Source organism: Bradyrhizobium betae (assembly GCF_008932115.1).
GTDB lineage: Bacteria > Pseudomonadota > Alphaproteobacteria > Rhizobiales > Xanthobacteraceae > Bradyrhizobium > Bradyrhizobium betae.
The window spans coordinates 554,765-581,308 of sequence record NZ_CP044543.1 but is presented as its reverse complement, the minus strand read 5'-3'; the positions used below and the strand labels follow the sequence as shown (position 1 = coordinate 581,308).

At 64.9% G+C, this 26,544-nt stretch carries 27 protein-coding genes and 1 pseudogene; 14 read left to right on the top strand and 14 right to left on the bottom strand.

From position 1 onward, the window contains the following. Window positions 1-34 precede the first annotated feature (34 nt). Complete coding sequence (locus F8237_RS03070; RefSeq protein ID WP_151642341.1) at window positions 35-424, top strand: hypothetical protein; 390 nt, start codon at window positions 35-37, stop codon at window positions 422-424. A 4-nt stretch (window positions 425-428) separates the two neighbouring features. Here the strand turns inward: F8237_RS03070 and F8237_RS03065 are convergent, their stop codons facing one another. Together F8237_RS03065 and F8237_RS03060 are read right to left on the bottom strand one after the other, a co-directional pair. Then, the gene (locus F8237_RS03065) at window positions 429-1,118 is read right to left on the bottom strand and encodes a hypothetical protein (protein ID WP_151642340.1); all 690 of its coding nucleotides are present in this window, start codon (window positions 1,116-1,118) and stop codon (window positions 429-431) included. Window positions 1,119-1,216: 98 nt separating this feature from the next. Continuing rightward, entirely contained in the window at window positions 1,217-2,413 is a 1,197-nt protein-coding gene (locus tag F8237_RS03060; RefSeq protein ID WP_151642339.1) for an amidohydrolase family protein, read from the bottom strand. A gap of 156 nt (window positions 2,414-2,569) precedes the next feature. Between F8237_RS03060 and F8237_RS03055 the strand changes: the two genes are divergently transcribed. Both F8237_RS03055 and F8237_RS03050 read left to right on the top strand, forming a co-directional pair. Then, the gene (locus tag F8237_RS03055; protein ID WP_015686883.1) at window positions 2,570-3,343 is read left to right on the top strand and encodes a ferredoxin--NADP reductase; all 774 of its coding nucleotides are present in this window, start codon (window positions 2,570-2,572) and stop codon (window positions 3,341-3,343) included. A gap of 106 nt (window positions 3,344-3,449) precedes the next feature. Then, window positions 3,450-3,776: a hypothetical protein gene (locus F8237_RS03050; RefSeq protein WP_151642338.1), complete on the top strand. Its 327-nt coding sequence runs from the start codon at window positions 3,450-3,452 to the stop codon at window positions 3,774-3,776. Between the two features lie 3 nt (window positions 3,777-3,779). Here F8237_RS03050 and F8237_RS03045 read toward each other — a convergent pair whose 3' ends face one another. Beyond that, window positions 3,780-5,030 carry a DUF763 domain-containing protein gene (locus F8237_RS03045; protein ID WP_151642337.1) on the bottom strand — a complete coding sequence of 417 codons (1,251 nt, stop codon included), beginning with the start codon at window positions 5,028-5,030 and terminating at the stop codon, window positions 3,780-3,782. A gap of 121 nt (window positions 5,031-5,151) precedes the next feature. Here F8237_RS03045 and F8237_RS03040 point away from each other — a divergent pair, with 121 nt between their 5' ends. Beyond that, window positions 5,152-6,291 carry a mechanosensitive ion channel family protein gene (locus tag F8237_RS03040; protein ID WP_151642336.1) on the top strand — a complete coding sequence of 380 codons (1,140 nt, stop codon included), beginning with the start codon at window positions 5,152-5,154 and terminating at the stop codon, window positions 6,289-6,291. A 15-nt stretch (window positions 6,292-6,306) separates the two neighbouring features. Here the strand turns inward: F8237_RS03040 and F8237_RS03035 are convergent, their stop codons facing one another. The 3 genes from F8237_RS03035 to F8237_RS03025 form a co-directional block, all read right to left on the bottom strand. Continuing rightward, complete coding sequence (locus tag F8237_RS03035; RefSeq protein ID WP_151642335.1) at window positions 6,307-7,230, bottom strand: PepSY domain-containing protein; 924 nt, start codon at window positions 7,228-7,230, stop codon at window positions 6,307-6,309. A 159-nt stretch (window positions 7,231-7,389) separates the two neighbouring features. Next, on the bottom strand, window positions 7,390-8,190 hold the full coding sequence (locus tag F8237_RS03030; RefSeq protein ID WP_151642334.1) for an ABC transporter substrate-binding protein: 801 nt from the start codon (window positions 8,188-8,190) through the stop codon (window positions 7,390-7,392). Window positions 8,191-8,200: 10 nt separating this feature from the next. Continuing rightward, on the bottom strand, window positions 8,201-9,181 hold the full coding sequence (locus F8237_RS03025) for a tripartite tricarboxylate transporter substrate binding protein (protein ID WP_151642333.1): 981 nt from the start codon (window positions 9,179-9,181) through the stop codon (window positions 8,201-8,203). A gap of 117 nt (window positions 9,182-9,298) precedes the next feature. On the opposite strand from F8237_RS03025, the gene F8237_RS03020 reads away from it, so the two are divergent. From F8237_RS03020 to F8237_RS02985, 8 genes are all read left to right on the top strand, one after another. Then, complete coding sequence (locus tag F8237_RS03020; RefSeq protein WP_151642332.1) at window positions 9,299-10,009, top strand: TetR/AcrR family transcriptional regulator; 711 nt, start codon at window positions 9,299-9,301, stop codon at window positions 10,007-10,009. 74 nt (window positions 10,010-10,083) lie between these two features. Continuing rightward, window positions 10,084-11,067 (top strand): amidohydrolase family protein, encoded by a 984-nt coding sequence (locus F8237_RS03015; RefSeq protein ID WP_151642331.1) that lies wholly within the window; start codon window positions 10,084-10,086, stop codon window positions 11,065-11,067. Next, on the top strand, window positions 11,067-11,951 hold the full coding sequence (locus F8237_RS03010) for an amidohydrolase family protein (protein WP_151642330.1): 885 nt from the start codon (window positions 11,067-11,069) through the stop codon (window positions 11,949-11,951). Before F8237_RS03015 ends, F8237_RS03010 begins: the two co-directional genes overlap by 1 nt. Beyond that, window positions 11,948-13,249, top strand: a complete 1,302-nt coding sequence (dctA, locus tag F8237_RS03005) for a C4-dicarboxylate transporter DctA (RefSeq protein WP_151642329.1) — start codon at window positions 11,948-11,950, stop codon at window positions 13,247-13,249. The genes F8237_RS03010 and dctA overlap by 4 nt, the downstream gene beginning before the upstream one ends. A gap of 66 nt (window positions 13,250-13,315) precedes the next feature. Then, window positions 13,316-14,029 (top strand): PIG-L deacetylase family protein, encoded by a 714-nt coding sequence (locus F8237_RS03000; protein ID WP_011086622.1) that lies wholly within the window; start codon window positions 13,316-13,318, stop codon window positions 14,027-14,029. Further along, window positions 14,026-14,709, top strand: coding sequence for a 4-carboxy-4-hydroxy-2-oxoadipate aldolase/oxaloacetate decarboxylase (locus tag F8237_RS02995; RefSeq protein ID WP_151642328.1), 684 nt, complete (start codon window positions 14,026-14,028; stop codon window positions 14,707-14,709). The genes F8237_RS03000 and F8237_RS02995 overlap by 4 nt, the downstream gene beginning before the upstream one ends. Before the next feature lie 24 nt (window positions 14,710-14,733). After that, a complete protein-coding gene (locus tag F8237_RS02990; protein WP_151642327.1) occupies window positions 14,734-15,603 on the top strand; it encodes a substrate-binding domain-containing protein in 870 nt (289 codons plus the stop codon). Next, window positions 15,603-16,520: a DUF1932 domain-containing protein gene (locus F8237_RS02985; RefSeq protein WP_151642326.1), complete on the top strand. Its 918-nt coding sequence runs from the start codon at window positions 15,603-15,605 to the stop codon at window positions 16,518-16,520. The genes F8237_RS02990 and F8237_RS02985 overlap by 1 nt, the downstream gene beginning before the upstream one ends. A 13-nt stretch (window positions 16,521-16,533) precedes the next feature. Here the strand turns inward: F8237_RS02985 and F8237_RS02980 are convergent, their stop codons facing one another. The 3 genes and pseudogenes from F8237_RS02980 to F8237_RS02970 all read right to left on the bottom strand — a co-directional run. Continuing rightward, window positions 16,534-16,851: a hypothetical protein gene (locus tag F8237_RS02980; RefSeq protein WP_151642325.1), complete on the bottom strand. Its 318-nt coding sequence runs from the start codon at window positions 16,849-16,851 to the stop codon at window positions 16,534-16,536. Window positions 16,852-16,991: 140 nt separating this feature from the next. After that, window positions 16,992-18,197 carry an amidohydrolase family protein gene (locus F8237_RS02975; RefSeq protein ID WP_151642324.1) on the bottom strand — a complete coding sequence of 402 codons (1,206 nt, stop codon included), beginning with the start codon at window positions 18,195-18,197 and terminating at the stop codon, window positions 16,992-16,994. 30 nt (window positions 18,198-18,227) lie between these two features. After that, a pseudogene (locus F8237_RS02970) lies at window positions 18,228-19,220 on the bottom strand (amidohydrolase family protein); the annotation flags it as partial. A gap of 42 nt (window positions 19,221-19,262) precedes the next feature. On the opposite strand from F8237_RS02970, the gene F8237_RS02965 reads away from it, so the two are divergent. Continuing rightward, a complete protein-coding gene (locus F8237_RS02965; RefSeq protein WP_151642323.1) occupies window positions 19,263-20,696 on the top strand; it encodes an amidohydrolase family protein in 1,434 nt (477 codons plus the stop codon). A 60-nt stretch (window positions 20,697-20,756) separates the two neighbouring features. Here F8237_RS02965 and F8237_RS02960 read toward each other — a convergent pair whose 3' ends face one another. The 5 genes from F8237_RS02960 to F8237_RS02940 are packed head-to-tail and all read right to left on the bottom strand — an operon-like array spanning window position 20,757 to window position 25,276. After that, window positions 20,757-21,896 carry an ABC transporter substrate-binding protein gene (locus F8237_RS02960; protein ID WP_151642322.1) on the bottom strand — a complete coding sequence of 380 codons (1,140 nt, stop codon included), beginning with the start codon at window positions 21,894-21,896 and terminating at the stop codon, window positions 20,757-20,759. Window positions 21,897-21,916: 20 nt separating this feature from the next. Next, entirely contained in the window at window positions 21,917-22,894 is a 978-nt protein-coding gene (locus F8237_RS02955) for a branched-chain amino acid ABC transporter permease (protein WP_151642321.1), read from the bottom strand. Next, entirely contained in the window at window positions 22,891-23,745 is an 855-nt protein-coding gene (locus F8237_RS02950; RefSeq protein ID WP_151642320.1) for a branched-chain amino acid ABC transporter permease, read from the bottom strand. Before F8237_RS02950 ends, F8237_RS02955 begins: the two co-directional genes overlap by 4 nt. Further along, window positions 23,742-24,485: an ABC transporter ATP-binding protein gene (locus F8237_RS02945; protein WP_151642319.1), complete on the bottom strand. Its 744-nt coding sequence runs from the start codon at window positions 24,483-24,485 to the stop codon at window positions 23,742-23,744. Before F8237_RS02945 ends, F8237_RS02950 begins: the two co-directional genes overlap by 4 nt. After that, window positions 24,482-25,276, bottom strand: a complete 795-nt coding sequence (locus F8237_RS02940) for an ABC transporter ATP-binding protein (RefSeq protein ID WP_244626069.1) — start codon at window positions 25,274-25,276, stop codon at window positions 24,482-24,484. The genes F8237_RS02945 and F8237_RS02940 overlap by 4 nt, the downstream gene beginning before the upstream one ends. A 357-nt stretch (window positions 25,277-25,633) precedes the next feature. Between F8237_RS02940 and F8237_RS02935 the strand changes: the two genes are divergently transcribed. Beyond that, complete coding sequence (locus tag F8237_RS02935; protein ID WP_151642317.1) at window positions 25,634-26,542, top strand: amino acid ABC transporter substrate-binding protein; 909 nt, start codon at window positions 25,634-25,636, stop codon at window positions 26,540-26,542. The last annotated feature ends 2 nt before the right edge of the window (window positions 26,543-26,544 follow it).

The following is a 26,544-nucleotide window of genomic DNA, read 5'->3' as shown; positions in this document are numbered from 1 at the left end:
TAATCTCGGTCAGGGTTTATCGAGGTTTTTCGTCATGAGAGCGACGGCGCGGTTTGCATCAGCCTTGAGTCTTGGCGCGGCGCTGGCGGGCCAATGTGTGCCTGCCTTTGCGGCGCAGCCCTATGAAGGCTTCTGGGCGTCGACCCAAAAGGACTGTCGCGATCAGGACAGCGCCAACCGCATGAGCATCGAGGGCGGCAACCGTCTCTATTGGTACGAGACTCGCTGCCGCGCCAGCGAGATCACCACCGACGGTAAGCTCGGCTGGAAGATGAAGCTCGCCTGCGAAGGCGAGGGCGAGACATTTCGCTCCAGCCCGCGTGTCTCTATCGCGGCGGACGGCAGGCTGGTGATGGACAACGGACCGGTCGGGCGGGCCAAGCGCCAGACTTATGTGCGTTGTGAGATCGCGAAAAAGCGGTGATCCCTTAAGTCTTTCCCGGCCATTTGGCGCGGTAGCGGATTTCGCTGCCATCAGTGAGCCGGCGCCACGTGCCGAATTCCGGCGTATGCGGCGCCCGGGCGGTCAAGTCGATCGGATAGATTCGGCTCGGCTGGCCTTCGATATTGACGGCAAGCTGCCGGTGCGAGGTTCGAAACGCCAGTTCGACTTCGCCCGCGATGACGGGCTGGTCGCCGTCGCGATGGAAGGCGGCGGGTGTCACTTCGCCCGGCATGGTGTTGAGGTCGGTCTGCAATTCGATGGTGATGCCCTGCGGTGACGTCGGCACCGTAGCGCCGGCGGGAAAGCGAACCTCGAACACGAGCAGGGGATTGCTGGCGTTCGGATTGAGCCAGGGCGTTGCGGTCGCATAGGCATAGGCAATGTAGATGCCGATACCCGTGGCGCAGAGCAGGACGACGGCACCGAGCGACTTCAGGCTGTTGCGTGCGACGCCCCCATTGTCTGCGCCCCCGCCCGAACGCGTCACCAGCCAGCTGGCAAGCACGGCGCCGGCGATCGCCCCGATCGGGGAGTAGAAGAACAGCCCGAGCAGACCCGATGTGATCGGGTCGGCGCGGTTGCCGAAATCCAGCAGCGAGAACAGCATAAAGGTTGCGACATAGCCCGCTACCGCGCCAGCAACGCCGACGGCTATTCGCGATGAGTTTGTCATGTCTCGCTCGATGGTCCAGCAAATGAACTGCCCCCGCCGAGGGCTGCCTGCGTTAGACGCAGCAGGCAGCAGATCTGTTCAATGCGCTTGAAGCTGCGTCACTTCGCCACCACTTCCGGCACCCTGCCGGCGGGTGGGGTGTTGCGGCTGCGCTGGGTGCGCACGATGCCGTCGATGATGGTCATGCCGATGCCGGGGAGGTCGCCGAGCTGCACGCTCTCCAGGATGGTCTTGCCGGGCGAGTGCTGCGCCTTGTCCATGATGACGAAGTCGGCGGAGCGGCCGACCTCAATCAGGCCGCAGTCGAGCTGCCGCATCCGCGCGGTGTTGCCGGTGGCAAGGCAGAACGCGATCTCGGCCGGCAGCTCGCCGATCGAGGACAGCATCGACACCATGCGCAGGATGCCGAGCGGCTGCACGCCGGAGCCGGCCGGCCCGTCGGTGCCGAGGATGACGCGATGCAGATCGCCCATCTCGCGCGCGATGCGCAGCGTGTAGAGCGCCGAGCGCTCATTGCCGTTGTGAACGATCTCGAGCCCGCGCTTGCAGCCCTCACAGATGCAGCGGATCTGATCGTCGGGAAGGGCGGTGTGGCCGCCATTGATGTGGCCGACCACGTCGGTGTCAGCCTCCAGCACCACGTCCTTGTCGATCAGGCCGGAGCCGGGGATCGAAGGGCCGCCGGTGTGGATCGTGCTCTGGATGCCGTATTTGCGCGCCCAGCCGACCATTTTTCGCGCGGTAGGTCCGTCCTTCACGCCGCCGAGGCCGACCTCGCCGAGCAGCTTGACGCCGGCAGCCGCCAATTCCTTGAAATCTTCCTCGACCATCTCGCATTCGATGACGGGCGCTCCGGCATGAACCTTCACGCCGCCCGGACGCAAGGTCCAGAACGCGCGCTGGGCGAAGATCGCCATCGCCTTCAGCCCGACGACGTCGCGGGGGCGGCCGGGCATGTGCACTTCGCCGGCCGAGATCATGGTGGTGATACCGCCATGCAGCGAGCTGTCGATCCAGCCGATCTGGTTCTGCCGCGGCGTCCAATCGCCCGCGACGGGGTGGACATGGCTGTCGATCAGGCCGGGGGTCACCGTCGTGCCGTTGGCATCGACAATGGTGGTCGCGCCTTCGGTGTTGAGGTCCTTGAAGCGGCCAATCGCGGAGATCTTGCCGTTCTCGGCGACGATGGTGTCGCCGTCCAGGATCGGCTTTTCCAGCGCTCCGGAGAGGATCAGACCGATATTCCGGATCACGAGTTTCGAGGGTCCGGTGGCCTGGGGTGCGTCATGCGCCATGGAAGGGGTCCTTGTCCTTAACTGCAACGCTCGCGATCTTGGTCAGCCTTGACCACGGGAGCAAGCGGGATTATTCATTAGTATACGAATGATCGTGTACAAACGACGCATAGCTGACCGCCTCGAACCGCATTGGAAGCGACACGGAAGGGTGAGATGAGCAATTTCAACCAGGAAAGCGTTTTGAGCGTCCACCACTGGACCGACACGCTGTTCTCGTTCAAGACCACCCGCAGCCCGACCTTCCGCTTCCGCAACGGCGAATTCACCATGATCGGGCTCAAGGTCGGCGAGAAGCCGCTGCTGCGGGCCTACAGCGTCGCCAGCGCCAATTACGAGGACACCCTCGAATTCTTCTCGATCAAGGTGCCGGACGGTCCGCTGACCTCGCGGCTGCAGCACCTGAAGGAAGGCGACGAGATCATCGTCAGCCGCAAGGCCACCGGCACGCTGGTGATCGACAATCTGGAAGAGGGCCGCAACCTCTATTTGATCGGCACCGGCACCGGCCTTGCGCCGTTCCTGAGCGTGATCAAGGACCCCGAAACCTACGAGCGGTTCGAGAAGGTCGTGCTGCTGCACGGCTGCCGGCATGTGAAGGAACTCGCCTATGGCGAGATGATCACGGAGCATCTGCCGAACGACGAGATGCTCGGCGACTATATCCGCGCCCAGTTGATCTATTATCCGACCGTGACCCGCGATCCCTTCCGCAATCGCGGCCGCATCACCGACCTCATCACCTCCGGCAAACTGTTTGCCGATATCGGCCTGCCGGCGCTGGAAGCCGCCCACGACCGCGTCATGATCTGCGGCAGCCCGGCGCTGGTGGCCGACACCCGCACGCTTCTGGGCGAGAGGGGCTTTGTCGAGGGCAATCACGGCGAGCCGGCCCAGTTCGTGGTCGAAAAGGCCTTTGCCGAGCGCTAAGCTCGGAATTCTTGCGCAATAAGACCGTAGTTTCGCCGCCGCACGGGCGTTGCGGCGCCGATTCGGCGCGCGATACACTGTGGGAGCGAATCAGCGGAGTTCCCACATGGTTGCGGACAGCGACAGCAACATCGCCTGGCACCGGGTCCAGTTGAAGAAGAACCGTGCCGAGTTGAAGGCGCTCGAGACCGCACGCTTCACGATGGGCGAGATTGCGTCCTCCAAGCGGACCGGCCAGACCCAGAAGTCGATCGCGGACCTCAAGCGCAAGATCGCGCAGTCGGAGCGCGTGATCGCGGACCACGACAAGCGCACGCGGCGTCCGCTCACGACCGATCTGCGGAGCCTCAGCGACGGCAGCTGGAGCCATTGGGACGCCTACACCAGCCAGCAGCAGCGCAAGACCGCGCCGCGAGCGCCGGGGCGCGGATAAGGATCAAGAGCCGGTCAGCTTCTTCGCCGCGACGTCGCGTTCCCAGCCGAACACGGAACGTCCGTCGAGCTCAGGCGATGCGCCACGTTCACCTGCGATGAACGACTCCAGCGACGGACCACTGGCAGTCCGCTCCAGCCGACGCGCCTGATCGTCGAGACGCTTGATCGCCTGCATCTCCTCGTCGCGTCCGAGCTTCGCGTTCTGGATCGCGCCCTTCAGCACGCGAATGGTCTCGTCATAGACCTTGATCGGGACGGGGTAGGGATGCCGGTCCTTGCCGCCATGGGCGAGCGAGTAGCGCGCGGGATCGTTGAACCGATACGGCGCGCCGTGCACGACTTCGGCGACCATCGCCAGCGAGCGCACGGTGCGCGCGCCGACGCCGGGCGTCAGCAAGAGCTCCGGGAAGTCGACCGGGCCGCGCTCGGCGGCGGCCGCCAGCGTGCCGTGCAGGCGCCGCGCGAACACGTCCTTCGGCCTGACATCGTGATGCGCCGGCATGATCAGGTGCGGCAGCATGGCTTGCGCCGGCTCGGGCGCCGTTCCGGTGAGCCGTTCGAATTCCGTCAGGATGCGGTCGGGGCCGAGATCGCTCAAAAGCTCGAGCTGCGCCGCGCGCGAGATTTCGGCGCGATGGTCGGTGAGATTGACGATCTCGCCCTGCTGCGGCCCGTCGATCGCGCTGTGCGGCGTATCGACGAAACTCTGCAGTGCCTCGGAATGCCAGTGATAGCGGCGGGCCTGCCGCTTGTCGCCGTTCATGCCCTGCTGCACCACGGTCCATTTGGCGTCCGCGGTGACGAAGAAGCCGTGCAGATACAGATCAAAACCGTCCTGGACTGCGGCGCTGTCGACCTTGGCCACAAGACGGCTGGCGCGCGTGAGCTTTGCGCCGTCGAAGCCGACGCGGTCGCTGAGCTGCAACAACTCGTCAGGCGTCTTGCGCGAATGTCGACCGCGACCGCCGCAGACGTAAATTCCGAGTTCGTCCTGGAGCGGGCCGAGCCCGCGCTTCAGCGCGCCGATCACCGAGGTGGTGATCCCCGACGAGTGCCAGTCCATCCCCATCACGGCGCCAAACGATTGGAACCAGAACGGATGCGAGAGGCGCTGGAGGAACGCATCGCGTCCGTAATGATGCACGATCGCCTGCGTGACGATCGCGCCGAGCGACGACATGCGGGTCGCAAGCCAGGGTGGAACCCGGCCGGTGTGAAGGGGAAGATCGGCGCTGCCGGTTCGGCGAGTCATGATCGCCCATAAATAGCGCAGTTCGGCGGCCGTTGCACCAGAGGGATGCTGCATTGCACTGAGCGGGGGAGCGAAGCCTGTTGAAGCGCGTTGAGACGCAAATGCAAATGCGGGGATCTCAATGAATCGGCAGGCCCTCATGGCCGACATCGACAGGATGTTCGGATGGATACCGTCATGGTTCGTCGGCCTCGGCCTGGTCGCCGGGGCGATCCTGCTTGCGCTGTCGCTCTACCGGCTCGCGGCCTGGCTGCTCAACCGCGCCTTTGGAACGCGTCTTCCGCTGATGAGCGTCTTCATCGCGCGCACGTCCGGCCCGGCCCAACTGGCGCTGTGTCTGGCGGCGGTCGCGCTGGTGCTGCCGCTTGCCCCCCTGGACGATATGTTCCGCGCGCCGCTGACGAGCCTGTTCATCGTCGCCTTCATCGCGCTGATCGGCTGGATCTCGATCCGGATCGTGGATATGAGCGCGGCGCGTTATTTGCAAAATTTTCGCGACGTCACGGAGAATTTCGTCGCGCGCAAGCACGTCACCCAGGTGCGCGTGTTCAAGCGCGTGACCGACATCGTCATCGTGATCATGACGATCTCGACGGCGCTGATGACATTCGATTCAGTAAGGCAATACGGCGTCAGCCTGTTCGCCTCCGCCGGAGCCGCCGGTATCATCGTCGGTCTTGCTGCCCGGCCGTTGCTCAGCAACCTGATTGCCGGCGTGCAGATCGCGATCACCCAGCCGATCCGCATCGAGGACGCCGTCATCATCGAGAACGAGTGGGGCTGGGTCGAGGACATCGCCGCGACCTATGTCGTGATCCGGTTGTGGGACTGGCGCCGCATGGTGGTGCCGCTGTCCTACTTCATCGAAAAGCCGTTCCAGAACTGGACGCGCGACACTGCGTCCCTGATCGGCGTCATCGCGCTGCACGTCGATTACCGCGCCGACGTGCCGCGCATCCGGCGCTGGCTGGAGGGCGCGGTGAAGGAATCCAAGCTGTGGGACGGCGCGGTGGTCAATCTCCAGGTGATCGACGCGGATTCGCGCACCATCGAGCTGCGGGCGCTGGTCAGTGCGCGGAATGCGCCGCAATCCTGGGACCTTCGTTGCGAGATGAGGGAAAGGCTGATCGCCTTCATTCGCGACGAGATGCCAGAAGCCCTGCCGCGCGAGCGCGCGATCCTGATTCCGTCAGGCGGCGGCGACGACACCGGGTTTCTGCAGCGCCCCGCCGCACCGGAGAAAATGCGGGCAAGGGCGTAAAATTAATGGATGCGGTCAGGCGGCCTTCGCGACGGCGGTGTCCGTCCGCCCGTCTGTACGCGGTCGCCGCTTGCGAAGTTTTCGCCGCGCCCAGATCAGCAGGCCGGTCGAGAGCAGTGTGAGCAGCGCGATCGACGTCACGACATTGAGGGGCGAGGCGATCAAGGCCGACCAGTTTCCTTCGTGAATCAGGCGCGGCCAGTTGCGCGGCAGCGGCGTGACGCCTGACGAACTGACGGCATAGGCGCGCAGCTCTCCGCCTTCGTAGACTCGCGCCATCATGCGTCCGCCGCGCACGCCGATCGATATCACGTGCGACAAATCATGGGAGGCCGCGACCATGCCAACCGCCTCGGGCAGCGGCAACGAACGGCCGCCGCCGGCAGGAGCGGACGCGCTCTGAAACGTCAGGCCGAACGCCAGGCAGAGGCCGGTGAGCGGGCTCAAGAGGATCAGCGGCAATGCGAACCAGGCGGTCCCCTTGTGCCATCCGGACAGCGTGTTGCGCAGATGCGGCAGTCCCATGAGGACGCCAAGCAGCATCAAGATGACCATGGCGACGGTGGAACTCGTGACCAGCCACGCCTGGCCGAGCAGCCGCTCATGCGTGCCGCGCGCCCACACGAAGAGATCGGAGAGGCCGGAGCCGGTGGCCGCGGATTCGCCGGTGGCGAGATCGATCGCCGGCGCTCCCGCGCCTTGCAACGTCATCCGCTGCGCGGCGGCATTGATCGAAAGCCCGCGCGCCTTGCCATCCGGATCATATCGTTTCACCAGGTCGACGATGCGGGTGGAGGCGATCGGCGGGCCGCCAACGGCGCTGATTTGCGCCAGGGGCTCAAAGGACAGGATGAGGCCGGTCGCGATGATCGCGAGCAGGGGGAGCGCAAAGACCAGCGTGATCCAGCGATGGAGTGTCAACAACAAATGCTTGTTCATTCCCGGTCTCCTGCAATCCGCAGCTTTGGTCGCTCAGTGCGGCGCCGAAGACAAATGACGCTTTATCCATGTTGTTGCGTTGATTTGCAGCAAACGGAATCAGTGTCCGGCGCAGCAATGTCAGCGAATGCTAGTCGTTCGCAGGTTCGAGCGTCACGATTAGTCGCGCGTCGCCTTGGTGGCGCCGCGGAGGCCCGCCTGCTGCTGGATCGTATCCAGCGCGCCGGACGACTGCTCTTCGGCCACGAAGCGGTTGAGCAGGGGCAGGGCGTCCTCGCGCCCCTTGGGGATCGCGATGGCCATATGCTCGGCGCCCCAATTGCCGTCGAGGATTTTTGCGCCCTGCATCTGGTCGGACATCTCGAACAGCGTCGGCTTGTTGGTGGCATAAAGGTCGATCTCGCCGCGGCCGAACATGCCGATGGCGACCTTGACGCTTTCGGCCGGAACGATCGTCGCGTTCTTGAATTTGGCCGGCAGCGTGCGCTCGGAGGTCGAGCCCTTGGTGACGCCGATCTTCACGCCTGGCTTGTCGATATCCTCGATGTTGCCGATCGGCGAGTTCGCGGGAACGAGGTAGCCGAGCTCGATCGCCAGCACCGGCCGGCTGAAGCTGACGTCGTTGGCGCGGGCCGGCGTCGCATTGGTCACGGTGAAGTCGACCTGGCCGTCGCGGATCGCGGTGACGATGTCGGCGACGCGCTGAAACCTGACATAGTCGACGCCGACGCCGAGCCGTTTTGCCAGTTCGCCGCCGAGATCGTAGGCAAGACCATGCGGCTTGCCGGCCGCATCCGTCACCATCGAGGTCGGGCTGCCTGGATAGATGCCGACACGCAACGCGCCGCCCGGCGCCAGGAGCTTGGCTTCGCCGTCGGCGCGAACGGGCGCGCCGAGCAGGCCGGTGATGGCGGCCGCGAGCAGCGCGGCACGCGCAAGGGGTCCGGAAGAGGTTCTCATGTCCAGAGCCTCACTGCGCGCGGATATCGGCGGCCTTCAGCACCGGCTCCCATTTGGTCGCCTCGGCACGCATATAGGCGTCGAAATCCTTGGCGGAGGAGCCGACCGGAGCTGCGCCGATCTTGCCGAGGGTCGACAGCACGTTCGGGTCCTGCAACGCCGCCTTCAAATCTGTCTCGACCTTCGCCACGATCTCCGGCGGCATCTTGGCCGGGCCAAGGACGCCCCACCAGACCGAGACGTCATAGCCAGGTACACCCGACTCTGCGATGGTCGGAACGTTCGGCAGCGCCTTGGAGCGCTCGGCCGAGGTCACTGCGAGCGCACGCACTGGTCCGCCTTCGAGCTGGCCGATCGCCTCCGCAAGCGGATTGATGCTGAGCGGGATCTCGCCGGCGATCACCGCCGTCAGCGCAGGCGCGCCGCCCTTGTAGGGGATCGCGACGATTTTGGTGCCTGACATGTATTTGAGCAGCTCGCCGGCGAGATGCGCCGAGGTGCCGTTGCCGGACATGCCGTAGGAGAGCTTGTCCGGGTCCTTCTTCGCGGCGGCGAGGAGATCGCCGAGTGTCTTGTACGGGCTGTCCTTGGCAACGACGATCGCGAGCGGCGAGGAGGCGACTTCGCTGATCGCGGTGAAATCCTTGAAGGTGTCGTAGGGCACGCTCGGATAGATGAACTGGTTGAGCGGATGGCCGCTCGCGACCAGGATCAGCGTGTAGCCATCGGGCGCCGCCTGCGCCAGCGCCTGCGAGGCGACGATGCCGCCCGCGCCGGGCCGGTTATCGACCACCGGCTGCTGGCCCCAGGTCTTCGCCAATGCCTGGCCGAGCGTGCGCGCGAGCACGTCGACGGCGCCGCCGGCGGCGTAGGGCACGAGGATATGAACCGGCTTGCTTGGATAATTATCAGCGGCCTGCGCGGCGCTGCCCGCCAGCAACAGGCCGGCACCCAGCATCAAGCGGCCGATCGTCTTGTTCAAACCCAGCATAGTCCAGCACTCCTTGCGGGCGTTCGCATCCCTGCCGTCGGTCTTTTCGGGTCGTCCGGACGCGGCCCATGGTTCTTGTTGACGAGAACTGATCTTTTGTACGATAGTACAAATCACATGGCACGCAAGCCCACCAGCAAGGAAACGGCCCGCAAGCCGAACATGCGCGAGGCGATCCTCGCCGCGGCCGAGGAGCTGTTCGCCATCAACGGCTTCAATGCCGTTTCGGTGCGCGACATCGCGCAGGCCGCCGGCGCCAATCCGGGCAGCGTCACCTATCATTTCAAGACCAAGGACGGCCTGCTGCTGGAGATCTACCGGCGTCATTGCGGGCCGATGAACCTGCGCCGTTCCGAGCTGCTCGCCGCCGCCAGGCGCGTGCGCGATCTCCAGGACCGGCTGGAGGCGATCGTGCGGGCCTATGTGGTGCCGGCCTTCACCTCGGGCAGCGATCTTGCCGGCGGCGGTGCCCGCTTCACGCGGCTACGCGCCGTGATGTCGGCCGAAGGCAACGAAGTCGCGCGAAAAATCATCGCGCAGACCTTTGACGACACCAGTCACGCCTTCATCGATGCGGTGCATGATAGTCTCCCGCACATTCCACGCACCGACATCGTCTGGCGCAGTCACTTCCTGCTCGGCGCACTGTATTATTCGCTGGTGACGCCGGACCGCGTCTCGCGCCTGTCGCGCGGCGAGGCCGACGGCAGCGATGCCGCGAGCGCCATCGAGCAATTGGTGCAGGCGACCGTTGCCGCATTCCAGGCGCCGGCGCTGGATCAGGCCGCTCCGGCGCGGCGGCGGCCGGTCGTCAGCAGCAAGACTTGAAAGAAACCGCCCGAGCGGAGATGCGGTCGCTCGCTTCCGTTTGCAGGTGGACCGTGTGACGGGGTGTTTGGGAAATGAACAGGCGGGAGTGCTTGCATCTCTTGACCGGATTGGCCGGCGCGGCGCTCACGGGCGAAGCCTGCGCGCAGGGAGCCGAACCCAAGGTCGAACTCAAGGCAGAACTCAAGGCTATCCCGACGATCGCGCCGCCTGATCCCGATCCGAAGCTGCCGTCCTTCAAGCTCCCGCCGAAATCCTGCGATAGCCATACCCACATTTTCGGACCGGCGTCCCGCTATCCGTTCTCGGACAAGCGGCCCTACAACACGGCCGATGCGCCGCTGGAGGCATTCCGCAGCCTGCATGAGAAGATCGGCGTCGAGCGCTGCGTGATCGTCAATGCCACCGTGCACGGCACCGACAACCGCGTCGTCACCGATGCCATTGCCCAGAGCGAGGGCGCCTACAAGGGCGTCGCCAACGTCAATGATGAGATGACCGAGAAAGAGCTGGCGGCGCTCGACAAGGCCGGCATCTGCGGCTGCCGCTTCGCCTTCCTCAAGCGCCTCGGCGGCGTCGGCGACATGACCAAATTCCAGCGCATCGTGCATCGCGTCGCCGAACTCGGCTGGCATATCGACGTCTATTTCGAACCGGGCACGATCGCCGAATTCGCACCAATCCTCACCGCGCTGCCGACGCCTTACGTGATCGATCACATGGGGACGGTTCAGGCGGGGAAGGGGCTGGACGATCCCGGCTTCACCGCCTTGCTCAACCTGCAGAAGAACGACGAGAAGTGCTGGGTGAAGATCACCGGCCTGGAGCGTGCATCCGCTTCCGGCAAGCCGTTCCACGATGCTGTGCCGTTCGCGAAGGCGCTGGTCGACAACGCACCCGATCGCGTCATCTGGGGCACCGACTGGCCGCACCCCAACGTCAAGATCATGCCAAATGATGGCGAGATCGTCGATTTGATCCCCCTTTACGCGCCCGATGAGAAGGTCCGGCAAAAACTGCTGGTCGACAATCCCGCGCGCCTGTTCAAGTTCACCTGATGACGATGATGTACACGCCGACCATTCCGCCGCCCGATCCGAACACGCGCACGCCGAAGTTCAAATTGCCGAAGCTTTCTTGCGACGCGCATTGCCATATCTTCGGGCCCGGCGTCAAATATCCTTACGCGCCGGATCGCTCCTACACGCCGCCGGATGCGCCGCTCGAGGATTTCAGGGCGCTGCACGCCAAGCTCGGGGTGGATCGTGCGGTCATCGTCAATGCCAGCGTGCACGGCACTGACAATACCGTGGCGCTCGATGCCATCGCACAGAGCAGCGGTGCCTATCGCGCGGTCGCCAATATCGACGACACCATCACCGAGCGCGGACTTCGCGTGCTGCACGAGGGCGGCTTCCGCGGCTGCCGCTTCAATTTTGTACGCCATCTCGGCGGCGTCCCCGACAAGAGCGTGTTCAATCGCGTCATCGCGATGGTCGCGCCGCTCGGCTGGCACATCGACCTGCATTTCGACGCGATCGACCTGCCTGATTATGCCGACATGCTGGCGAGGCTGCCGCTCAGCTATACCATCGACCATATGGGGCGGGTGAAATCGTCCGAAGGACTCGATCAATTGCCGTTCAGGATACTGATCGAGCTGATGCAGCGTGACGAGAAATGCTGGGTCAAGATCTGCGGCTCGGAGCGGGTGTCTTCGGCCGGTCCGCCCTTCACCGACGCGGTGCCGTTCGCGCGAAAGATCGTCGAGACCGCGCCCGACCGCGTCATCTGGGGCACCGACTGGCCGCATCCCAACGTCAAGGTGATGCCGAATGACGGCGACCTCGTTGATCTGATCCCGCTGTTCGCACCGGAGCCGGAATTTCAGCAGAAGATCCTGGTCGACAATCCCGCGCGCCTGTTCGAGTTCGGCCGATGACGGCGATGGCGATCGACAAGCCGCGCGGCCGCGCCTGGTGGAAGGAGCTCTGGATCCAGGTGCTCATCGCCATGGCGGCCGGCATCGCGCTTGGGATCGCAAGTCCCGAGGCCGGCGCCAAGATGCAGCCGCTCGGCGACGCCTTCATCAAGGCGATCCGGATGCTGATCGCACCGATCATCTTCTGCACGGTGGTCCACGGCATCGCCCATATGGCGGACATGGCCCGCGTCGGGCGCGTGGCCATCAAGGCGATCGTCTATTTCGAGATCATGACCACGATCGCGCTGGTCATCGGCCTCATCGCGATCAATCTGCTCAAGCCCGGCGTCGGCATGAACATCGATCCCGCCAGCATCAACACGAGCGCGATCGAGCCGTACGTGAAGCAGACCAGCGCAATCGGCTTCGTGCCGTTCCTGATGAACATCGTGCCGGCGACGTTTATCGGCGCCTTTGCCGAGGGCAACATCCTCCAGGTGCTGTTCGTCTCCGTGCTGTGCGGCCTTGCGCTGGTGCAGCTCGGCGAGCGCGCCGCACCGCTGGTGAGCCTCGTCGACATCGCCGCAAAGATGGTGTTCGCCGTCGTCGGTTTCGTCATGTGGGCGGCGCCAGTCGGCGCGTTCGGCGCCATCGCCTTCACGGTCGGCAAGTTCGGCGTGGGATCGCTGGCCTCGCTCGGCAAGCTGCTCGGCGGCTTCTATCTAACCTGCGTGATCTTCATCATCTTGGCGCTCGGCCCCGTCGCGCGCCTCTGCGGCTTCTCGCTGCTCAAGCTGATCCGCTACATCTGGGAGGAGCTGCTGATCTGCATCGCCACGACCTCGTCGGAGACCGTGCTGCCGCGGATGCTGACCAAGCTGGAGAACGCGGGCTGCGAGAAAAGCGTGGTCGGGCTGGTGATCCCGACCGGCTATTCCTTCAATCTCGACGGCACCTGTCTCTATCTCGCCGCTGCCTCGGTGTTCCTGGCGCAGGCGACCAACACGTCGTTTGGCCTCGCCGAGCAGATCGAATTACTGCTGATCCTGCTCGTGACCTCGAAGGGCGCGGCCGGGATCGCGGGCGCCGCTTTTGTCGTGCTGGCGGCAACACTGTCCGCGACAGGCACAATTCCCGTGACGAGTGTCGCGCTGGTGCTCGGCATTCATCGCCTGATGTCGCAGGGCCTGACGCCGACCAATCTGATCGGGAACGCGGTTGCGACCATCGCGATTGCCAAATGGGAAGGCGCGCTCGACGGCGAGCGGTTGAGGCGCGTGCTCGACGGCGAGGAGCCCGCCGCCGTTGCCGCCTGACGAATTGGCTTTCTGCATGAGGCAGGGAGCCTATGATGGTTACGAACCAAAGAGGGGAGCAGTCCCATGAAAACAGGTCTTGTCGTCACCGCCCATCCGGGCGATTTCGTCTGGCGCGCCGGCGGCGCCATCGCTCTGCATGCGAAGAAGGGCTATCGCATGAAGATCGTCTGCATGTCCTTTGGCGAGCGCGGCGAGAGCCAGTTTGCCTGGAAGGAGAAGGGCGCGACGCTGGAATCGGTCAAGGCCGGCCGCAAGGACGAGGCGGAGCGCGCGGCAAAGCTGCTGGGTGCCGAGATCGAGTTCTTCGATTGCGGCGACTATCCGCTGAAGCTCACCGAGGCGCATTTCGACCGCATGGTCGACATCTACCGCGAGCTCAATCCGAGCTTCGTGCTGACCCATGCGCTGGAAGATCCCTATAATTTCGACCATCCGAACGCCGCGCATTTCGCGCAGGAGACCCGCGTGGTGGCGCAGGCGATGGGCCACAAACCCGGCGCGCAGTACAAATACTCGGCGCCGCCGGTGTTCCTGTTCGAGCCACACCAGCCCGAGCAGTGCAACTACAAGCCGGACCTGCTGCTCAAGATCGACGAGGTCTGGAAGGAGAAGTACGAGGCGTTCCAGATCCTCGCCGCGCAGAAGCACCTCTGGGGTTACTATGAGCGCGTCGCGCTCAACCGCGGCATCCAGGGTAGCCGCAACACCGGCGTGCCCATGACCTATGGCGAGGCCTATCAGCGCCTGTTCCCGACGGTCGCGGAGGAGTTGGCATGAAGCCCGTCGTCGTTCGCAACATCAAGCGCGCCGATCCCGCCGGGATGGCGGAGTACGGCGTCTCGACCGTGCATGAGGCCTACGGCCGTATCGGCCTGATGAAGCCGTACCTGCGCCCGGTCTGGGCCGGTGCGTCGATCGCCGGCCCGGCCGTCACCGTGCTGGCGCAGCCCGGTGACAATTGGATGATCCATGTTGCCGTCGAGCAGTGCAAAAAGGGCGATATCCTCGTCGTCGGCTGCACCACCGACAACACCGACGGCATGTTCGGCGAGCTGCTTGCGACCTCGCTTCAGGCGCGCGGCGTGCAGGGGCTGATCATCGACGCCGGTTGCCGCGACGTCAAAGCGCTGCACGAGATGAAGTTTCCGGTGTGGTCGCGCGCGGTCTCGGCCAAGGGTACGGTGAAGGCGACGCTCGGCTCGGTCAACGTCCCCGTGGTTTGCGCCGGCGTCAACGTCGATCCCGGTGACATCGTCGTGGCCGATGACGATGGCGTCGTGGTGGTGCCGAAGCGCTATGCCGCCGAGGTCGCCGAGAAGGCGAAGAAGCGAAACGCCGACGAGGGCGGCAAGCGCAAGCGGCTCGCCTCGGGCGAGCTCGGTCTCGACATGTACAGCATGCGCGAGGCGCTGGCGAAAGCGGGGCTCGTCTACGTCGACAATCCCGAGGACGTCTGAAGCGACGAGAAGCGGAGCGGGCGGATGGATCGTCTCAGACTGAAGGCGGTGCTCGGTAGTCACCCCCATGTCCAGGCAGTGAAGAGCGGCGAGCTGCGCTCCGACCTGTTCGACCTCGATTTCATCGAGTACACGCCGACCAACACGGCGTTCAAGCCAATGGTGCGCGAGCAGGCTTTTGACGTCTGTGAGATGGCGATCGTCACCTATCTGATGGCGAAGGCGCATGGCAAGCCGCTGGTCCTGCTGCCGGCGACGATGATGGGCCGCTTCCAGCATTCCTATGCGCTGTACAATCCCGCGCATGGAACGCTCGGGCCGTCCGATCTCGAAGGCAAGCGCGTCGGTATCCGCTCCTTCACCACGACGACAGGGGCGTGGATCAGGGGCATCCTCGCCAACGACTACGGCGTCAATCTCGACAGGATCCGCTGGGTCACGTTCGAGGATCCGCATGTCGCCGAATATGTCGACACCACCGAGCGCGCACCGAAGGACAAGAAAGTCCTGCAGATGCTGCTCGACGGAAAGCTCGATGCGATCCTCGGCGAGACGTCGAACGACCTCAGGCTGAAGCCGCTGTTTCCTGATCCGGCCGCGGAAGCCGCCAAATGGTATGTCCGCCGCGGTGTCGTCCCGGTCAATCACCTTGTGGTCGTGACAGAGAAGCTTGCGAAATCGCGGCCTGATGTGGTTGCGGGCGTCTATGATCTGTTGAAGCAGAACAAGGTGCGGACGGGGCCGGCGGGCTCACCCGACCTCGTTCCGTTCGGCATCGAGGCGAACAGGAAGCCGCTAGAGCTGATCGTCGATTACGCATTCCAGCAGGCGCTGATCCCGCGCCGCTACGCGGTCGAGGAGCTGTTCGACGAAACGACGCGAGGACTGAACTGATGGCGGGCGATCCCAAACGCTGGCAGATCGGGTTGGTTGGTTATGGCGAGGTCGGCCGGATTCTGGCCGAGGATTTGCGCCAGGAGGACATCAGGGTCTCCGCCTACGACATCAAGCTCGGAGGCGAGCAGGGCGCGGCGCTCAGGGAGCATGCGGCGAAGTTCGGCGTTGCGCTTGCGGCATCTCATACGGAGCTGGCCGCGACATCCGATTTCATCGTCTCTGCCGTGACTGCGAGCCAGGCTGTTCCGGTCGCACAGGCTTGCGCGGCCGCGATCAACCAGGGCACCTGGTTCCTCGATTTCAACTCGGCCTCTCCCGGCGCCAAGCAGCGCGCCGCGGCGCTGATCGACGGCGCTGATGGCCGCTATGTCGAGGGCGCGGTGATGACCTCGGTGCCGCCTTATCGCATCAAGGTGCCGCTGCTGCTCGGCGGTCCCGGCGCGAAGGAGCTGGAGCCGCTGCTCAACGCGATCGGTTTTGCGGCGAAGGTTGCCAGCGACAAGCTCGGTGTGTCGTCGGCCGTGAAGATGTGCCGCAGCATCATGATCAAGGGCCTGGAGGCCATGGTGATCGAGAGCTTCACCACCGCGCGCGCTTATGGCGTCGAGGATGCGGTGCTGGCTTCGCTCACGGAAACCTTCCCGAGCATCAATTGGGAGAAGCAGGGCACCTATTTCTTCCAGCGCGTGATCGAGCACGGCCGCCGCCGCGCCGAGGAAGTGCGCGAGGTCGCGGAGACCGTGCGGGAGGCGGGGCTGACGCCGTGGTCGGCGCAAGGCACGGCCGAGCGTCAGGCCTCGGTGGCCGATCTCGCCGATGAGGGCTTGTTCGGACCGAAGGGAACGAAGGAATTCGCCCGCAGCGCCGATTGGCGCACCGAGGCAGACAGGATTCTCGCGAAGATCAAGCGCTGACGTCGGGGCGCATTCAGCTCAGGACCCTGCTGCCGTCGCGATAGCCCGAGACTTCGTCGCGGGCGGCCTCGATCAGATCGATCAGGCTGTTGGCCTCTCGCACGACCTCCGTTGTCCGCTCGCTGCGGAACTCGGTCAGGATCAGGCGAACGCACTTGTCGGCTGTATCCAGCGTCCAGAGCGCACGCGCCATGTCGTCCTGTGTGTGGATTGCCGTGATGTCGAGGCCCGACAGGACTTCGCCGATGCCATTCAAGCGCTTGACGGCGGTCTCGGCAGGCGTGCTGGCCCGGATGGAATGATAATCGATACTACTGAATGCGCTGAACATTCCCAAACTCCTGGTGAACGCAGATGGTCAGTGCAAGGTCTTAGTAAGATTACCCGATCGTTGCCGCAACGCGTTGGGCTACGGACCGGGATTCTACCGGACTCGGAGTTTTGGGGAGGCTCGGCGGTACGATTGAACGGTCAGGCGTGCTTGCCGACAACCTGGCCGTTTACAGCGACAAGTTTCCCGTCCTTGTACACGGAACGCCCCTGCGGCACCGCGACGACGGCCTCAGGGACATGGTCCGCGTTCAACGTCATGAAATCGGCCTTGGCGCCGACACGCAGGCCGTAGCCTTCGAGCCGCAGCGCCTTTGCGCCGGCCTCTGTCACGACATCGAACGCGACACGCAGTTCTTCGTCGATGTTGAAGCCGGAGCGATAGCCGAGCGTGGCGGCCCGGCGCAGCATGTCGCCGTCGCCATAAGGCCACCAGGAATCGCGGATGTTGTCGTTGCCGCTGAAGACGGTGACGCCGGCGTTGCGCAGGGCGAGAATCGGCGGGAAGGCCCGCGCGCCGGGCGCGTTGGTCATAATGGCGACGCCGGAACGGGCGAGAACGTCTGCGATCTTCCTGAGATAATCCGCCGGAATATCGCCGAGCCCGTAGGCGTGGCTGATGGCAACGTGGCCTTCCATGCCGAGCGCGCGCGTGCGCGCTGCGATCTGCTCGATCTCGAACGCGCCGAGCGTGCCCATGTCGTGCAGGTGGATATCGACATCGACGCCATGTTTCTCGGCCACGCCGAACACGACGTCGAGATGCTTCTCGACATCGCGGTCGAAGCTCGCAGGATCGAGCCCGCCGACGAGGTTGGCGCCGAGCCCGATCGCCTCGTCCAGCAATTGCGGCGTGCCCGGGCTCGCCAGAATGCCGCTCTGGGGAAAGGCGACGAGCTGGATGTCGATCAGGCCCCGATATTCCTCGCGCACGCGCAGGATCGTCTCGAGGGATTTGAGCCCGACCGAGCCGTCCACCATGACATGGCTGCGCATCTGCGTGGTGCCGTGTCCGATGCAGAGATCGAGCTGGTTGCGTGCCCGCACGTCCATCGGCGCAGCCTCGGCCATGTTCTCTGCCTGGAAGGCGACGCGCTCGTGCACATTGAACCCGTTGGTGCACGGCTTGTGCGGACGCCAGGCATCGCCATAGAAGCTGGTGTCGAGGTGGATGTGGCCTTCGACGAAGCCGGGGACGACCAGCGCATCATTGAGATCGATCGTCGTAGCGCCAGTCGGAGGCTGGTCAGCGGGCATGATCGCCGCGATGCGACCATCCGTGACCGCGATGTGATGTTGGGTGCCGCCGTCGAAGCGCGCGTGGAGGAAGATTGTGTCGAAGTCCATCGGTTCCTCCGTTGATCGTTTCGGCGCTGTTCAGCTCCGCGGCGAAAACAGCGTCGGGCGCGGCCGTTCAAACGTCTGCCGGCCGTTCTTGAACCCCATCACGATATCCGGCAGCTCGGCGATGGCGAAGCGGCTGTCCTTCGTATCGAGCACGATGAGATCGGCGGGGTTGCCGACCTTGATGCCGTAATCGCCAAGGTTCATCAGCCGTGCCGGCAGGTCGGTCACGAGATCGAGGCAGGTGTCGAAGTCGCTGACCGAGGCGTGCGCGACATTGGCGTAGAAGTTCGCCATCCGCAGCAGCGAGGCGTCACCGAACGGGGTGAAGGGGTTGAGAACGTTGTTGGTGGCGACAGAGCACAGCACGCCATTGTCGACGAGCTTGTGTGCGAGCGTCAATCCGCGCGGTGCATTGTGGGTGGCCTCGCGCCCCATCAGATAGAGGTCGGTCGCGGGCAGCACGGTGACGGCGACGCCGGCATTTGCCAGTTGCGCGGTGGCCGCCTTCAAGCGCTCCGGCGCCAGCGCCGAGAGCTTCGTGGCGTGGCCGATCGCGACGCGCCCCTGATAGCTGCGCCGCTCGGTCTGCCGGCAGACCTCGTCGAGGTGCCACCAGGACGGATCGAGATCGAAGTCGAGATGGAGGTCGACGTCGACGTCGAATTCCTGGGCGAGATCGAAGATGCGTTCGAGGTGCGCGTTCGGGTCGGTGTCCATATAGGGACAGCCGCCGATCGCCCCGCCGCCGTCGCGCAGCGCCTGGACCAGGAGTTCGTCGCTGCCGGGATCGTTGGTCAGGCCCTCCTGCGGGAAGACGCAGAGCGAGAGGTCGATGGCCCAGGCATGGTCGCGCTTCAGTGCCTTGACCGCCTCGTAGCCGCGCAGGCCGATGCGCGGGTCGATCTCGACATGGGTGCGCATGCGCGTCGTACCGTGCACGATGGCGCGTTCGAGCACTTTTGCGCCGCGCGCCGACGCCGGCAGAGGTGTTCTCGCGCGAGTTCCTGCCGCCGCGCGCGGAGCGGGAGTTGGTTTATACCGCCAACTGAGTTTGAGGAGGCGCTCATGGCCACGGAGATTGCGGCAACCAGCCTGTTCCGTGGCCCTGATCGCGGCGTCAGCGACAATTTCGTGCTACGGCACGATGGTGGCGTCATCACCGATATCTCGGAAGGAGCGGGGCCAGGGCCGCGCTCCTTCGTCATTCCCGCCTTCGTCAACGCCCACGACCACGCCCGCGCCACCGCCTCGTCCTTCGGCGCGGTCCGCATGCCGCTGGAAAGCTGGATCCTGCGGACCGCGCTCGGCACGCCGGTTGATCCTTACCTGACCGCGGCCTCCGCACTGGCCCGTTCCGCCAAGGCGGGCTGCGCGGCCATGATGGTGCACTACACCCGCCCGAGCGGAACGATGCCCTTGCTCGACGAGGCCAAGGCGATTGCCAAGGCCGCGTCCGACGTCGGCATCCGCATGGCCTTTGCGCTTGCCGTGCGCGACCAGAATCCGATCGTCTATGGCGATGCCGAGCCGTTGCTCTCTGGTATTCCCGACGATGATCGCAAGACGATCGAAGACCTGTTCGTCCGTGCGCCGATGTCGCCGACGGCGTATATCGAGCTGACCGACGCCATTGCCGCGGCCATCGCCGGTCCAATGGTCGACGTGCAGCTCGGACCGGCCGGCGTGCAATGGTGCTCGAAGCCTCTGCTGGAAGCGATCGCGGAGAACTCGGCGCGAACCGGCCGCCGCATCCACATGCATCTGCTTGAGACCGTATACCAGCGCGCCTGGGCCGACCGGCACTTTCCGGACATGGTGCGCTGGCTGCGTGACATCGGCTTCCTCTCGGAGCGGCTGACGCTGGCGCACTGCATCCACGCCCGCCCGGACGAGCTGGAGATGATCGCTGCCTCCGGTGCGCGCATCGTCACCAATTTCAGCTCGAACATGCATTTGCGCTCCGAACTTGCTCCGATCGCCGCCGCCCATACATGCGGCTGCGCCATCGCCGTCGGCGTCGACGGGCTGGCGTTCGACGAGGACGACGACATCCTGCGCGAGATGCGGCTGGTGCAGATGGTCCATGGCGGTCTCGGCTTCAAGGCGACATGGACGCCGGCCGAGCTGTTCGCGCTCGCCATCCGCAACGGCCGCCGCGCGACTGGCGCTCCCGGAAGCGGCGAGCTCAGTCCCGGCCATCCGGCTGACTACGTCGTGATCGATCTCGACCGGCTCGACCGCGACCAGATCATGCCGGTCGACCCCATGGCCCTGCTGTTCGCGCGCGGGAATGCGTCCCCGGTGAAGGAGGTCGTCGTCGCCGGCAAGACCGTCGCGCGGGACGGGATCTGTGTTGGCGTTGACCTTCCGGCCATCGAGCAGGAATTGCGGGCCATGTACCGCGTAAATGCCGGCAAGCTCGAACGCTTTCAGCGGATGTGGCCGCCGCTGGCGGAGCGGCTGTCCGGCTGGTTCGAGCAGCGGCTCACCTGCGAATAGAAGCAGGAAGACGCCCGCCTGACGACCAGGCGGGCGTTCCTCCAGTCTCGCGCGCAGCGCTTACTGCAGCGCCTCGAGCTTGGCGTTCTTGCCGTCGACCACCTTGAATACGACATACCGCGGCTGCATCTGCCCGTTCGGCAGGAACTGGACGTCGCCGAACACGGTGCCCTTGACGGGCTTGCCGCGGATCGCTTCCGCCACGGTCTTGCGGTCGAGCGACTTGGTCGATTCAACCGCTTGTGCCCAGACTTGTACGGCCGCGGCGCCAAGCGCCGCGCTCTTGTCGGGCGGGGCGCCATAGGCTTTCGTGTAGGCCGCGACGAAGGAGGTGCTCTCCGGCTGGGTCGTGAACGGCGGCAGATCGGGGAAGAAGATATCGGCCGAGATCACGCCGTTGTTGGCATCGCCCGCGACCTTGAACACCGTGCTGAGCATGATGCCGACAGCGCCGACGAAGGTCGATTTGATACCGGCCTGTCGATACTGATCGACCATCGCCGGCAGGCCGGACGAGTTCGAGGAGTTGGTGACGATGATGGCGTCGGCGTCTGTGCCCTTCAGATTGGTGAGCTGAACCCGGAAATCAGTGTCCTTGAACGCGAATTTCTCGGTCATGACGACGTGGCCCGAGAAGTTCAGCTTCTTGAATTCGGCCTCGACCGCGGTCTGAAAACCGTTGCCGTAGACGTCGTTCTGGGTCAGGAAGGCGACCTTCTTCGCCTTCATGGTCTGGACGACGTATCTGGCGATCACCTCCGCGTCGAAGCCATTCGAGCTGTTGATGCGCATTGCGTAAGGGTTGGTTTCACCGCTGAGGATCAGGTCCGACTTCGAGACGGCGGTGATATCGAGGACGCCGCCGCGCGCGAGGATCGGCTGCATCGCCAGCGTGACCGGCGAATTCCAGCCCTCGATCACGACGTCGGCCTTCTCGGCGATCATCTCGTTGGCGCGGCTGACGCCCACTGCGGGCGTGCTTTCATCGTCCTTGGAGATCACGGTCAGCTTGCGGCCGAGCAGACCGCCTTTGTCGTTGATCTGCTGGACCATCAGCTTGACCGCATTGGTCACGGTCTGGCCGTCGGGGCCGGCGCCGCCGCTGAGCGGGAAGATGGTGCCGACCTTGATGTCCTGCGCTGTCGCCGGCACGGATGCGAGCCCCAACAGCAGCGCGAGAGCGAGTTTCGTCTTGTGCATGCGCGTCCTCCCAATGTGTTTCATGTTTTCCTGGTGATGCGGCGGTACAGGCCCACGAGACCCGCAGGCCAGAAGATCAGGACCAGCGCCAGCACCGATCCCAGCACGATCTTGTTCCAGTCGCCGCCGAGCGACAGCAGGTTCTGCTGCGCAATCAGCAAAGCGGTGCCGATCAGGGGGCCGAGCAGGATACGGCGCCCGACCAGCACGATCGCGGTGAGCATCATCACGAGGAAGTAGGACTCGAACATGTCGGGGCCGACATAGGCGCGCTGATAGGCGTACAGCCAGCCGCCAAGCCCGGTGATCGGCGCGGAGATCACGAACACGGCGAGCCTGATACGGCGCGGATCGACGCCGAGGCTCGCGGACAGCGCCGGGTTCATCTGCACCATCAGCGCGGTGGTGCCGAGGCGCGAGCGGCGGAAGCGGGCGATGAAGGCGAGCGTCAGCAGCAGCAGGATGAAGGCGATCGGCCAGAGGTCTTCCTGCATGGCGCCGGAGAAATTGGTGACGAGCATGGGGAGCTTCAGCGGCGGAATGCCGACGATGCCGTCGGAGCCGCCGACGGCGTCCCAGTTGAACGCGATCTCGTAGGCAACGACCGCGGCAGCATAGGTCACGAGCGAGAACACGAACTCGCGGGTGCGCAGTGTGACGGCGCCGAGGAAGGCCGCTGCGGCAAGGCACAGCGCGATCGTGGCAGCCGCCGTGACCCAGCCGTTCAGTCCGTATTTGACCGAGAGGTTCGCCGCCGCATAGCCGCCGATGGCCCAGAACACCGTATGCCCGAGGCTGACCTCGCCGAGATAGGACAGCACGATGTCCGCGCCGTAACACATCACGGCGAAGATCGCGATCGTGGTCAGGGTCGAATAGGCGACCGAGGTGCCGCCGAGCAGGCGCGGCAGGAAGAAGCCGATCACCACCAGGGCCGCGACCGCGGCGCAGCGCAGGAACGGGATCGAGGCGGGGCGAGGGGACTCGATCGCGGTCATTTGGTCGCAAGCCCCGCGGGTCGGATCACGAGCAGCGCGAGCAACAACGCAAAGGCCGCCGCCGTCGTATAGGCCGGCGCCACGAACGCGCCGAAGAAGGCCGTGAACAGGCCAAGCCCGAGTCCGGCCGCGAGCGCGCCGCCGATCGAGCCGATGCCGCCGAGCACGACCACGACGAAAGTCATGATGACCTCGTTGAAGCCCATGCTGGTGAGGATCGGCGAGCGGGGCGCTACCAGCGCGGCGCCGAGCGCGACCGCCGCGCATTCGAACACGAAGACGCCGAGGTAGACGAATTTTGCGTTGATGCCGAACAGTTCCGAGAGCTTGGGGTCCTCGGCGACGGCGCGGATGACCGAGCCGAACCGGGTGCGCTGGGTGAATAGCCAGACCGCGCCATAGAGCAACAGCGTGACGACGAGAACCAGCACATCCTGCCAGGTGAACCAGAGCGGGCCGAGATCCACCTTGGCGCGCGCCAGTGTTCCCGGCAGGGTCTGCGGATTGCCGCCGAAGATGAGTGCGCTGCCGCCCTGCAGGACGTAGCCGAGGCCGAGCGTCACGATCATCAGGCTGGTCAGGTTCTGCGTCATGACCAGGCGCATCATCGCGCCCTGCATCAACAGGCCGATGGCACCAAGCACGACGATGGCCACGAGGATGGCGAGCGGATAGGGCAGGCCCAATCTGGTGGTGGCGTACCAGGTGACGAACGCGCCGAGCATATAGAGTTGGCCGTGGGCAAAATTCACGAGCCGCGCCACGCCGAGCAGAATGGTCCAGCCGAGCGCGATGCAGGCATAGCCGGAGCCGAGGACGATGCCGTTGATGATCTGCTGCGCGACATTCATGCCGGCGTTCCATCCGCGATGGTGCCGAGATAGGCCTCGATGATGCGGTGATCGGCGGCCATCACGTCGGCTGGGCCTTCCCCGACGATCTTGCCGCGTTCGAGCAGATAGAGATGGTCGACGACCTTCAGCGCCGCCTTCACGTTCTGCTCGACCAGCAGCACCGGCAGGCCGCGATCGACCAGCAGGCGGATGCGGGACAGCAGATCGGTGATCAGCCGGGGCGCAAGACCTGCGGAGGGCTCATCGAGCATCAGCACGCGCGGGCCGGCCAGCAAGGCGCGTCCGACCGCGAGCATCTGGCGTTCGCCGCCGGAGAGCGCTGCGCCCTTGTGCGAGCGGCGTTCCGCGAGCCGGGGGAAGAATTCGAACACCTCGGGAATGGTGAAGAGATGCCGGCCGGTGATGTCCGCGGGCGGCCGCACCAGCGTCAGGTTCTCATCGACGGTGAGTTCGGCAAAGATGTTCTTGCCTTCCGGCACCAACGTGAGGCCGCGTGCCACCCGTTCGTGAGCGGCAAGCTTCTCGATGCTGCGTCCTTCGAGCTGGACGCTGCCGGTGACGATGGCGCGGCCACGAGACCAGCCCGCGAGCGCGTTGACGAGCGTGGTCTTGCCCGCGCCGTTGGCGCCGACGAGGCCGACCATACACCCTGCCGGCACGCCAATATTGACGCCTGATACCGCCACGTTGCCGGCGTAGCGGACCGAAAGATTGTCGCTCTGGAGCACGCCGCTCATTCGTCGCGCCCCAGATAGGCTTCGCGGACTTGGGGATCGCGCTGGATGTCGGCCGGCGTTCCCGTCGCCAGCATGGCCCCCTGGTCGATCATGACGATGCGGTCGGCGATCGACATGATCAGGTCCATGTGATGCTCGATGACGACGAGGGCGAGGTTGCGCTTGCGCAGGCCGATCAGGACGTCGGCGAGCTTTTTCATGTCGCCGCCGCTCAGGCCCGCGGCGGGTTCATCGAGCAGCAGCACTTTTGCGCCGGTGCCGTAGGCGAGGGCAACGGAGAGCAGGCGCTGCACGCCGTAGGGAATGTCGCCGGGAAGCTGGTCGTGGTACTGACGGGCGATGCCGAAGAAGTCGAGCAGCTGCGCGGCGGCGATCTCGGCGGCGCGGCGCGTGGTGGCCTCGCGCCACGGCGCGAACAGCGATGTCGCCAGACTGGTCGAGAAATCGCGGAAGACGGCCGAGACCGCGTTCTGCAGGACCGTGAGCTCGCCGAAGAACGAATTCTGCTGGAACGTGCGGCGCAGGCCGCGGTCGGCAAGATCGAATGTCCGAAGCGCCGAGACGTCATTGCTGTCGAGAAAGGTGCTGCCGCGATGGGTGACTGCATTGGTGACAGCGGCAAAACAGCTGCTCTTGCCGGCGCCGTTCGGGCCGATGATTCCGAGGATCTCGTCGTTATGGACCGACCAGCTCACGTCGCGCAGGGCGACGAGCGCGCCGTACTGCACGGTCAGCCCCTCGACGCGCAGCACCTCGCTCGCGCCGCGACGCGTTTCCCCGGAACTTGCCACTCGGCCGTTCATCCCTCGTTGTCGCGGCCGCGCTGACGGCAGCCAGTCATTTTTGGCGGGGCAATGCGCCGCAATCGGAGCGGGATAAAATCGCAGGAGAGAGGCGGCCTCGCGGAAGGCAAGGTATTGCGCGCCCCCGATGAAAACTTGTGCTGACTGGTTGTCAGACCAGAAGGCTTTGCGCCGCAGAGGTCTCAACCCTGACGGTGCCGGGCGATATCTCCTCCCGCATCGGTACATATAAAACAGCGATAGCTGATAGACGGAACCTCGTCTGGCGATTGGTTCGCCCCTGAGTTACACCGTGCACGGCTGCGCGCCGGCGCGGCCCATGATCCCCTCAAGGAGCAGCCCCCGATGCGTCTTCCCGCCATTCTCCTCGCCGTCACATGTCTTGCGGGCGCTGCTTCCGCCGAAGACCTGTCGGGCACGCTCCAGAAGGTCAAGGAGACCAGGAAGATCACGCTGGGTTACCAGGAAGCGTCCGTGCCGTTCAGCTACCTCGACGGCAACCAGAAGCCTGTCGGCTTTGCCATGGACATCTGCCTCAGAATCGTGGACGCCGTGAAGAAGCAGCTCGGCATGCCCGACATCGGCGTCGAGTATCTCGCGGTGACCTCGTCCAACCGCATTCCGCTGATGGTCAACGGCACGCTCGATCTGCACTGCTCGGCGACCACCAACAATGCCGATCGCCAGAAGCAGGTCGCGTTCACCAACACGCATTTCCTCAGTGCAACGCGGTTTGCGGCCAAGAAGGCGGCGAAGATCAACACCATCGACGATCTCAAGGGCAAGGCCGTCACGGCAGTGGCGGGTTCGGTCAACCTGACCCAGCTCGCCAAGGTCAACACCGAGCGCAATCTCGGCATCAACATCATGCCGGCCAAGGACCAGGCCGAGGCCTTCCTGTTGCTGGAGACCGACCGCGCCCAGGCCTACGCGCTCGACGACGTCCAGCTCGCGGTTGCGATCGCGCGCGCGAAGGAGCCGGCCCTGTTCATGATCAGCGAGGAGACGTTCTCGAAGGCCGAGCCGTTCGGAATCATGCTGCGGCGGGAGGACGCGCCGTTCAAGGCGCTGGCCGATCGCGCCACGGCAGAGCTCTACGCCAGCCCGGAGATCGAAATCCTCTACAGGAAGTGGCTGGAATCCCCGACGCCGCCGAACGGTCTCAACTACAACGTCCCGATCTCGCCCGCGCTGCGCAACGCCTTCAAGAAGCCGAGCTCGAGCGCCGATCCCGACGTTTACGTGGTGAACTAGGC